The 8,666-nt window shown below is 77.8% G+C and carries 10 protein-coding genes and 1 pseudogene; 4 read left to right on the plus strand and 7 right to left on the minus strand.

Translation table 11 applies throughout. The features are described 5' to 3' along the window. Positions 1-101 precede the first annotated feature (101 nt). The 6 genes from LO771_RS27885 to LO771_RS27910 form a co-directional block, all read right to left on the minus strand. Positions 102-629 carry a hypothetical protein gene (locus LO771_RS27885; protein WP_230747588.1) on the minus strand — a complete coding sequence of 176 codons (528 nt, stop codon included), beginning with the start codon at positions 627-629 and terminating at the stop codon, positions 102-104. A 269-nt stretch (positions 630-898) separates the two neighbouring features. After that, on the minus strand, positions 899-1,234 hold the full coding sequence (locus LO771_RS27890) for a hypothetical protein (RefSeq protein WP_230747590.1): 336 nt from the start codon (positions 1,232-1,234) through the stop codon (positions 899-901). A gap of 548 nt (positions 1,235-1,782) precedes the next feature. Continuing rightward, entirely contained in the window at positions 1,783-3,372 is a 1,590-nt protein-coding gene (locus LO771_RS27895) for a hypothetical protein (protein WP_230747592.1), read from the minus strand. Continuing rightward, entirely contained in the window at positions 3,369-3,974 is a 606-nt protein-coding gene (locus tag LO771_RS27900; RefSeq protein ID WP_230747593.1) for a hypothetical protein, read from the minus strand. The genes LO771_RS27895 and LO771_RS27900 overlap by 4 nt, the downstream gene beginning before the upstream one ends. After that, a complete protein-coding gene (locus LO771_RS27905; protein ID WP_230747595.1) occupies positions 3,971-4,351 on the minus strand; it encodes a C40 family peptidase in 381 nt (126 codons plus the stop codon). Before LO771_RS27905 ends, LO771_RS27900 begins: the two co-directional genes overlap by 4 nt. Positions 4,352-4,432: 81 nt before the next feature. Next, on the minus strand, positions 4,433-4,945 hold the full coding sequence (locus tag LO771_RS27910) for a lytic transglycosylase domain-containing protein (protein WP_230747596.1): 513 nt from the start codon (positions 4,943-4,945) through the stop codon (positions 4,433-4,435). A gap of 291 nt (positions 4,946-5,236) precedes the next feature. Between LO771_RS27910 and LO771_RS27915 the strand changes: the two genes are divergently transcribed. From LO771_RS27915 to LO771_RS27930, 4 genes are read left to right on the plus strand one after another with little or no spacing between them, the layout of a single operon-like run. Then, a complete protein-coding gene (locus tag LO771_RS27915) occupies positions 5,237-6,133 on the plus strand; it encodes a DUF6668 family protein (RefSeq protein ID WP_230747597.1) in 897 nt (298 codons plus the stop codon). Further along, entirely contained in the window at positions 6,130-6,390 is a 261-nt protein-coding gene (locus tag LO771_RS27920; protein ID WP_230747598.1) for a hypothetical protein, read from the plus strand. The genes LO771_RS27915 and LO771_RS27920 overlap by 4 nt, the downstream gene beginning before the upstream one ends. A gap of 12 nt (positions 6,391-6,402) precedes the next feature. Further along, complete coding sequence (locus LO771_RS27925; protein WP_230747600.1) at positions 6,403-7,131, plus strand: hypothetical protein; 729 nt, start codon at positions 6,403-6,405, stop codon at positions 7,129-7,131. Further along, the gene (locus LO771_RS27930) at positions 7,131-8,543 is read left to right on the plus strand and encodes a hypothetical protein (protein ID WP_230747602.1); all 1,413 of its coding nucleotides are present in this window, start codon (positions 7,131-7,133) and stop codon (positions 8,541-8,543) included. Before LO771_RS27925 ends, LO771_RS27930 begins: the two co-directional genes overlap by 1 nt. 18 nt (positions 8,544-8,561) lie before the next feature. Here LO771_RS27930 and LO771_RS27935 read toward each other — a convergent pair. Next, positions 8,562-8,666 (minus strand): annotated as a pseudogene (locus LO771_RS27935) (IS5/IS1182 family transposase); the annotation flags it as partial.

The raw sequence follows: 8,666 nt of genomic DNA on the forward strand, positions 1-8,666 counted from the left end.
GCAGGTCACGGGCACCTTTTGCTAACCCTGCGCCAGATCAGCCCAACTGCTGAATATCCAGGGTTAGAGCAGCAACCGGTGATCGCCGAAGTAGGAGGTGTTCACGGGGCCTGACGCCCCTCGGACCGGCGGCCTTGCTTCGGGTTCAGGTCGGAGCAGTCGTGCCCGTCGCCCGGAAGGCTCACGACGTTCAGCACGAACTCACCGTCCGGCAGGAGCTCGAAGGCGAAGTCCATGGCAGACGGCGTCGCCGTGAGGGTGCGCTGACTGTCGAAGGTCAGTGAGGGGTTGGGCTGCCAGGGGCAGCCGCCGCTGTCCAGGGCGGACACCACATCCGCATAGCTGATGGCGGCAGGGAACATGCCGGTCCCCCCAACGATCGATGAGGGGAGGTCGATGTCATCGCGCCAGGTCTGTATGCAGATGATGTTGATCCTGGAGCAGCGGCAGACGCTCAGCTCGAGATCTCCGTAAGCCAGGAGGCGCGGCCATGTTCCGAGCCGGTCCATCGACCCGATCTCCAACGGCTCACCGGCGACTGCGGCCACATCGTCCAGGCGCGCACCGACGAACACCGGGCCCAGTCGGCCCGTCTTCGCCACTTCGGTCAGGACATCGAGGATCGGCACGAGGCGGAGCCTGACAGGTACGGCTCTCGGAGGTCCAGCGGATTGATCCGGCTCGCTGCGGCCGACCCGGCGTGGACGCGAGCGCTGGCCGGGTGGCCGGAGTCGGTTCCGGTGTCGATGACAAGGCCCTTGAAGATGAGGCGCTGCCGACGGCGGCCAGCTGACAACGTCCTGCCCAGGCGTGGCCGGTGCGCTACCCGTCCACCGTCGGTAACGCCTCAATCCCGGCCGAGGAGCAGGGAGGGCTGCACGCTGTGCTGCCTGGTCGGTCATCCGTAGAGCTGGCGGCAGGCGGTCAGGAGGCCTCCGGGCAGGCCGCCCTGCTTGCCGAGGGCGTTGCACGAGCCCTTGGGGACGGTGAGTGTGGGCTTCTTGGCCGACGGGCGGACCTGGTGCTTCACCGGCTGCCGGGCCGGGGCCTTCGGGGACGTGTTCGTCGGGGCAGCGGGACGCAGTACCGGCAGTTTCGACGGGGTGGTGGCGGGTGCCGAGGGCTCGTCGGCGCTGGTCGGCGGGAGGGCGTTCGGCTGTGGTGCGGCAGGGCGTGCGGCTGGTCGAGCGGCGGAGTTGGGAGCAGTCGACGGCATCACGGTGGGCACGGTCACCGCAGGATGCGGCACAGGAGAGTGCGGGACTGCCGGGTGTGGCGCCGCAGGGTGCAGGTCGGGATGGGTATGGGCGGGAGGCTGAGGGGCTGCCGGGCGCGGTGCGATGGGACGTGTCGGGAGCCTGCGGACAGGCTGGGAACGGGCGGGGGCATTGCCGCCAGCCGGGACGGGGCCCGGGAGGGGCGGGGTGGCCTCGTCGGTGGGGTCCGGGCTCGGCGGGGAGAGGGGGACGCCGTAGGCGGGTGCCGGGATCTGTGCGTCCGGGGGCCAGGCTGCGTCCGGTGGGGCCTGGTCGGCGGGGTCGGCGGCGGCCGGGGCGGAGGGCCGGGGCACGGCGCGGGACGGGGAGGGAGCCCGGCCGGTGGACGGCCCGGCACAGGCCGCCGTGGTGAGCAGGGCGGCGATCAGGGGCAGGGCTGCGGCGGTGCGGCAGCGGTGGGGCGGGCGCATCCGGGACTCCTCCTCGGGCAGGACGTGCGGGGCGTGGGGCAGGACGGGGACGGGTTGCCGTCGACGCGGGTGTCGGGCGCGGTGCACCGCCGTGCTCAGCCGCGGCCGGGCGGGAGGGGGCTGGCGACGACGGCGGGCGGGGAACCACCGGGGCCCGTACCGACCGCCGCACCCGCGTCCGCGCCGCCTCTGCCGGGCAGCAACGCGTAGAGCAGGTGCTGCTGCAGCTTGTCGGCAACGACCAGGGCCTGCCCGGCGGCGACGCCGACCGGGACGGCGGCGCCGGCGGGCAGCGGGGTGCTGGCGGAGGCGGTGGTGTCGTACCAGGTCTGCGTGGCGTCCTGGAGGTAGATCCGGCCGCCCGCGGCGGCGCAGCGGACGGCGGCGGCCGGGCCGGTGCGGGAGGTGTGCGCGGCGGTGTCGAGCACCAGCGGGCCGAGGGCGATCAGTCCGGTGCCGACGCAGGCGGTGGCCTGTTCCAGGCCGCCGCCGGGGGTGGCGGCGCGGGCCAGGATCCGGCCGGTGGCGGTGTCGTAGACCGCAGCCTGCTGCCGGCCACCCGTCTGCCACAGTCCGGCGAGGCGCCGGCCGTCGAGGCCGACCACCCGCAGCAGGCGGGCTCCGCGCGCGGGCGGGGCCATGGTGCGCGGGCGGCCGGGGCGGCGGCCGGGGGTGAGGGTGAGCCAGCGGCCGGAGGGGGCGGCGGCGGTGACGGTGGTGCCGTCGGCGGCGAGGGCGGTGGCGCCGACCGGGACGTCCAGGGTGCGCAGGCCCCCTGCGGACACCACACCGGCGGTCTGGTCGGGCAGGGAGACCAGCGGGGAGGTGCCCAGCACACTGACGGCGGCCGTGTCGGGCAGCGTGACGGTGGTGCGCGGGTGGGCGGGGCCGTCCAGCGGCCAGGAGTACAGGCGGGCTCCGGCGAGCAGGGCCGCGACCGGGGCGTCGTCGATGCGGGTGAGGACCAGGGTGCCGTCGGCGCCGGCGGGCAGGCCGGTGCTCCAGCGTTCGCCTCCGGTGGCGGGGTCCAGGACGGCCAGGCGGCGGTCCGGGGTGAGGACGGCGACGGCGGAGCCGTCCGGGGCGACGGCGGGGCGGCTGTAGGGGGCGAGGGCCACCGCCCAGCGGGCCCGGGTGGTCCAGCCGGGCGGGGCGGGGACCGGGAGGTTGGCCCCGGACGGGGCGGTGGGCCGGGGCGGCGCGGCCGGTCCCTGCGGGGCCTGGTCGGGGTGGTGGCCGCCGGAGGTGAGGACGAGGCCCAGGGCGCCCAGGCCGAGGGCGGCGGCGGTGAACACCGCGGCCGCGGCCAGCCCGCGGGCCTGGGTGCGGCCGGGTCGGGGCGGCGCAGCGGTCACGCGCCGCAGACGGCGTCCCGCCGGCGGCGCGGGGGCCTGGACGGCGGTGCCGTCGGGGTGGACGACCATCGGCCAGCGGGTGCCGTCGGGGTCGACGGCGGTGACGCGGATGGGGCGGCCGAGCCGCTGGTGGCGTTCGGCGACGTGCCGCAGGATCCAGGAGCGGACGCCGTCGGGCGGCACGTCCCCGGGCACGGGCACCGCGATGCCGTCGACCTGCACCCGGCCGTGGGCGTCGACGGCGACGGTGGGGCACGGCCAGTCCGGCACCTCGAGGACCTCGGGCGCCTCGGCCGTCTCGGACGCCTCCGAGGCCCGGGCGGCGGTCACCGGGCCACCCGCATCTCGGCGACCCGCCACGGCGCCCCGGGCCCGGTGCGGGTCAGGAGCGCGTACTGCACGCGGGTGGAGGCGGGACCGCGCCAGCCGTCCCGGCCGTGGGCGGTGACGGTGACCAGGAACTGCCGGACGGCGGAGCGTTCCCCGTCGGGGACGGGGTCGTCGAAGGCCTGCCGGGTGCGGACGCTCGTCCAGCCCCGGTGGGCGGCGAGCGCGGCCCAGTCGGCGCCGGGGGCCGCGACCGGCCGGGCGGCGGCGACCAGGGCGGCGTAGCCGGGGATGAGCCAGGGCGCGGAGCGGCGCTGGGCGTCGGCGGGCGAGATGTCGAGCGCGGTGTCCCAGGTCCAGTCGGCGGTGACGGCGGCCCGGGCGACGGCGGTGGCGTCGCCGGGGTCGGCGGCGGACGGCAGTCCGGCAACGGGGGTGCCCGGACGTCCGGCGGGCAGCGGGCGCTGGACGGCGGCCGCGCCGTCCCCCGCGGCGGCCGACGGGGTCGGCGGCAGGGGCGGCAGGGCGGCGCCGGGGCTGCAGCCGCAGGCGGCGAGCGCGATCAGGACCGCCGCCGCTGTGCGGGCCGGCCGGTGACGGGTCATACGACCCTCCTCACGTCCCAGGGGATGGACTGCCAGTAGCGGGTGGTGAGCGGCTCGACCCGGACCGCGGAGCCGGGGTGCGGGGCGTGGATCATCTGGCCGCCGCCGGCGTAGATGCCGATGTGGCCCCAGGGGGCCGGGTCGGTGGGCATGTCGAAGGCGATGAGGTCGCCGGGCCGCATCTCGACGACGGGTACCCGGCGGCCGGCGCGGCGCTGCTGGTCCGAGGTGCGCGGCAGGACCAGGCGGCCGCCGGTGGCCTGGTAGACGGCGTACTGGACCAGCCCGGAGCAGTCGAAGCCGCCGTGGGTGGGGCCGGTGGCGCCGCCGCCCCCGTAGACGTAGGGCCGTCCGATCTGCCGCTCGGCGGCCGCCACGACCGCGACCCCGGCGCCGGCCGCCGGGGCGGGCGCCTGCTGGTAGCCGGCGGCCAGGGCGAGGATCCGGGCGACGTAGTCCTAGGTCTCGGGGTACGGGGGGACGCCGCGGGCGGCGAGGACGGCGCCCACGCCGGCGTTGTACGCGGCGAGGGCGAGCGAGGTGAGGTCGCCGCGCAGCCGGCCGGAGCCCTGGCCGGTGCTCAGGTCGGCGGCCAGGGCGCAGTCGTAGCGGCCCATGGCCATGATCGCGTCGCCGGGCTCCAGGGGGTCGGCGGTGCCGCTGCCGTCGTCGTCGCGCCCGTAGCGGGCCCAGGCGGCGGGGAGGAACTGGGCGATGCCCTGGGCACGGGCGGGGGCGGGGCCGACCGCGCGGGGGTTCCAGTCGGACTCGGTCTTGACCTGGGCGGCGATCACGGCGGGCGGGAAGGCGGCGCACAGGGCGCCGGCCCGTCCGACCCAGCCGGCGTACGCGTAGGGGACGGCGCCAGGCAGGAGGCCACTGCCGACGGGGCCGGCCTGGGCGACGGCGCAGGAAGCCAGCAGGAGGCCGGACAGGCCGAGCACGGCGCGGCGCTGCGGTGCGGCGGCCAAGGGCGGTCTCCGATCTGCCGTCGCGTCAGGTGGCCGGGCACCAGGGTGGCCCGGCCGGGCGGCGGGGAGGGCGCCGCGCTAGCCCGTCCCGGGCACGTCACCCGGACCGAAGCACCGTTTCGGGTGAACGGCGCGACAGGGCCGGGGTGCGCCGCTGCCCGTCCCTGAGGCGGGTGGAGGCGTCCGTCGGACGGCCGGGACGCGCCGTCCGCTGCCCGGGAACCACGCCCACCAGCGGTAACGTGCTCTCCGCGATCACATGGTGACGTAGGGTGAGGAGCTTTCGGCGGCATGACGGACCGGGTGAACCTCTGGATCACCCCGCAACCCGGGGAGGCGGGCGCCGTTCCGCCGGACGGCACGGGGCATGGCCCCGCCGCGCCCGGGTCGCGGCCGCCCGCCGTGCCCGGCCGGGCGGACGCGCTCCCGCCGCCCCCGGACCCGGTGCGCCGGCCGGCGCACCCGGCGGCGACCGCGGCCTGGTGGGCGCTGGGCGTGCACGGCGGGGCCGGGGTGACCTCGCTGCTGCGGGCGCTGGGCAGCGGCGCCGACGCCGAGGGGCGCTGGCCCGACGTGCAGGGCGCTCCCGGCGGCGTCCCCGTGCTGCTGGTGGCCCGTACCGACGCCCGGGGCCTGGACGCCGCGCAGGCCGCCCTCCAGGAGTGGGACCGCGGCACGGTCCCGGCCTCCGTCGTCCTGCTGGGCCTGGCGCTGCTCGCGGACGCCCCCGCACGGCCGGGCCGGGGTCTGCGCGAGCGGATCCGGACGCTGTCCGGCGCGGTGCCGCGGCTGTGGCAGGTCCCGTGGATCCCGGCCTGGCGGGACGGCGCGGAGCCGCGGCGCCCGGTGCGGGCGCTGCTGGAGCTCGCGGAGGCGGTGCGCGACCTCGCCCCGGCGGGGGCTCCGGCCCCGGCGCCGGCCGCACCGGTGCTTGCTGTGGCCCCCGGCGCGGCCTTCGGGGCGGTGTCCGTCCCGTCCCGCGGTCCGGCCCCCGACGACCGGGGCGCGGAGGCGGGCACCCCCGGCGCCGACAACCTCCGGAAGGCCCCCGCCCGCCCGGTGCTCGCCGCGCCGACCCGGACGGCCACCGCCGCCTGGCTCACCCCGCTCGTACCGGCCGGGCCGCCCGCACGGCCGGCCCCGGCCGACCGCCACCGCCCGCTGCGCCCCGTGAAGGAGACGCGATGACCGCCACCACCGTCCTGACCGCCCTGGGCACCCCGCCGCCGGGCGTCGGCACCAAGCTGGACACGATCCTGGGCTGGATCACCTTCGTGGCCGCCTGGTCCGCCGGCGTCGCCTTCGTGGCCTGCGGCGGGACCCTCTGCTGGGCCTACTTCAGCGGCCAGGGCAGCTCGCGGGCCATGAAGGCGCTGGGCGGCGCGTGCGTGGGGTCCGTCGTGATCAGCGCCGCCGGCATGATCGCCAACGCGCTGCTGACCTGAGGGGCCACGGAGATGAGCGAACGCGCAACGGGCGAGCGGCGCCTCCCGGCGGGGACGGCGGCCGCGGTCCTCCTGGTCGCCGGGATCGCGGTCCTGGGCCTAGTCCTGGCGCTCACCGGCCGCCCGTCGCGGTCCGCCGCCCCGGACGCCGGCAGCGCCCCTGCGGCGACGGCCGCCGCCGGGGACGCGGTCCCGCCCGCGACCGGCTGCGCACCGCGCGACACCGACCCCTCGCTGCCGCAGGAGCCGCCGGCCGACGTGACCTGGTCGGTCGTCAGCACTGCCGTCCTGCCGACCTCGGCCGCGGCCGGGCCGACGCGCTTCGAGGGCCCGGTCGCCCGCTGCTACGCCCGCACCCCGCGCGGCGCGCTGATGGCGGCGGTCAACCTCTTCTACCGGGTCGGACTCGCGGCGCCGCGGACCACCGTGGCGCAGCGGCAGGTGGTGGCCGGTCCGGGTCGGGACGAGATGATCCGGCAGCTGCGGCAGGTCGACGAGCAGGTCCGGCCCGGAGAGCTGGCGCAGGTCGCCGGGTACCGCTTCGTCAGCTACACCCCCGACACCACCGTGGTCACCCTGGTCAACGGTTCGGCCGCCGCGGGCTCGCTCAAGTCCCTCGACGTCACCGTGCAGTGGCAGGACGGCGACTGGAAGCTGGTGGCGCGCCCCGACGGCTGGACCTCCACCCCGGCCACCTCGCTGCACTCCCTGGTCGGCTTCACCCCCTTCGGCGGCGTCTGATGTCCTGGTGCTCGGTCCCGGTCGTCGGCGCCGCGTGCGACGTGGTCGGCGAGCAGGCGCAGAACGCGGTGCAGCAGTTCCTCGACTGGTGCACCGCGGGCCTGGGCAAGGTCACCGCGCTGATCACCTCCGGCTGGCTCGAGGTGCCCACCCCCGGCGTGGAGCCGCTGCCGGGGACCGGGATGGCCGCGGGCCGGTCCGCCAACGGCGCCACCACGACGGCGGCCTGGCTGCAGGAGCACACCCTGTGGCTGAGCTCCTGGGTCTCGGCGGCCTGCCTGGTCGTCGCCGGGGCGCGGATGGCCTACCGGCTGCGGGGTCTGCAGGACCTGCGGGTGATCGTGCAGAGCCTGGTCACGCTGGTGCTGGTCAACGGCTGCGTGGTGTCCGGGACGCACGTCCTCGTGCAGGTCGGCGACGGCTACAGCACCTGGATCATCCAGCAGAGCCTCGGCGGGGACGCCGGACGGAAGCTGGGCACGGTCGTCGCGGGCATCGGCTCCCTCACCACGGCCATGGGCGGGCCCGCGGTGCCGCTGATCCTGGTGGTCGTGGCCCTGGTCAGCTCGCTGCTCAACCTGGTCGTCGGCTACTTCCGGGCCGCGATCCTGGTGGTGCTGGCCGGCACGGTCGGCATCCCGGCGGGCAGCGCGCTGACCGACACCGGGCGGCGCTGGCTGGCCCGCTGGCTCGGCTGGCTGCTGGCCTTCCTGTGCCTGAAGCCCGCGGCGGCGACCCTGTACGCGGCGTCCTACCGGCTGATCGGCAGCGCCGCCGGGGCGCAGCCGGACGTCGGCTCGACCATCGCGGGCCTGGCCCTGCTGTCGGGCACCGTGGTGGTGCTGCCCGCACTGCTGCGGCTGTTCCAGCCGGCGGGCCTGGCCCTGGCCGGCGGCAGCGGCGCGGCCGGCGCCGGATCCGCCCGGGGCGGGGAGCCGAGCGGCGCCCGCGCGCCCTCCGGCTCCGCGGCCGCGCCCGCGCAGGGCTCCGGCTCCGGCGGCGGGCCGTCGGGTGCGGCGGCCGGCGGGCGGACGGGGCTGACCTCGGCGCTGCCCTCCGGCGTCTCCGGCGGCGGTGCGTCCGGCGGCGGCCTCTCCGCAGGCTCAGGGACCTCGGGTGCCTCCGGCGGCGCCGGACCGGGCGCCGCAGCAGCGGCGGCCGGACACCGCCCCGGTGCGGGAGCGGGCGCGGCCGCCGGGGGCGCCGGGTCCGGCACGGCCGGCGGAGGCGGTGCGGCCGTGGCCGGCGGCCGGGCCGGGGCGGCGGGAGGTCCCGTCGGCGCGGCCTCCGGCGCGGTGGCCGGGGCGGTCGTCCAAGCCGGGCAGCGGGCCCGGCAGCAGCTGGTCGACGGCCTGCGGGAGGGCGCGCAGGGCCTGGACCGCGAGCTCGGGGACGGTCCCAGTGGCTCCTAGGCCGTGTCTGACAAATGATCATGTCTGGGGTTCGCGGAGCCACAGGATGAGTGAGGCCAGGACGAGGCCGGTGCGGTAGCGGGTGGCGAGCTTGTCGAAGCGGGTGGCGATGGCGCGGAACTG

The sequence above is a fragment of the Streptacidiphilus sp. ASG 303 genome (genome assembly GCF_020991365.1).
In the GTDB taxonomy this organism is placed as follows: Bacteria; Actinomycetota; Actinomycetes; order Streptomycetales; family Streptomycetaceae; genus Peterkaempfera.

Excerpts from the sequence above, each read along its gene's own strand:
- LO771_RS27900 (WP_230747593.1), bottom strand. The coding sequence starts at position 3,974 with ATGACCCGTCACCGGCCGGCCCGCACAGCGGCGGCGGTCCTGATCGCG.
- LO771_RS27915 (WP_230747597.1), top strand. The coding sequence starts at position 5,237 with ATGACGGACCGGGTGAACCTCTGGATCACCCCGCAACCCGGGGAGGCG.
- LO771_RS27920 (WP_230747598.1), top strand. The coding sequence starts at position 6,130 with ATGACCGCCACCACCGTCCTGACCGCCCTGGGCACCCCGCCGCCGGGC.
- LO771_RS27925 (WP_230747600.1), top strand. The coding sequence starts at position 6,403 with ATGAGCGAACGCGCAACGGGCGAGCGGCGCCTCCCGGCGGGGACGGCG.
- LO771_RS27930 (WP_230747602.1), top strand. The coding sequence starts at position 7,131 with ATGTCCTGGTGCTCGGTCCCGGTCGTCGGCGCCGCGTGCGACGTGGTC.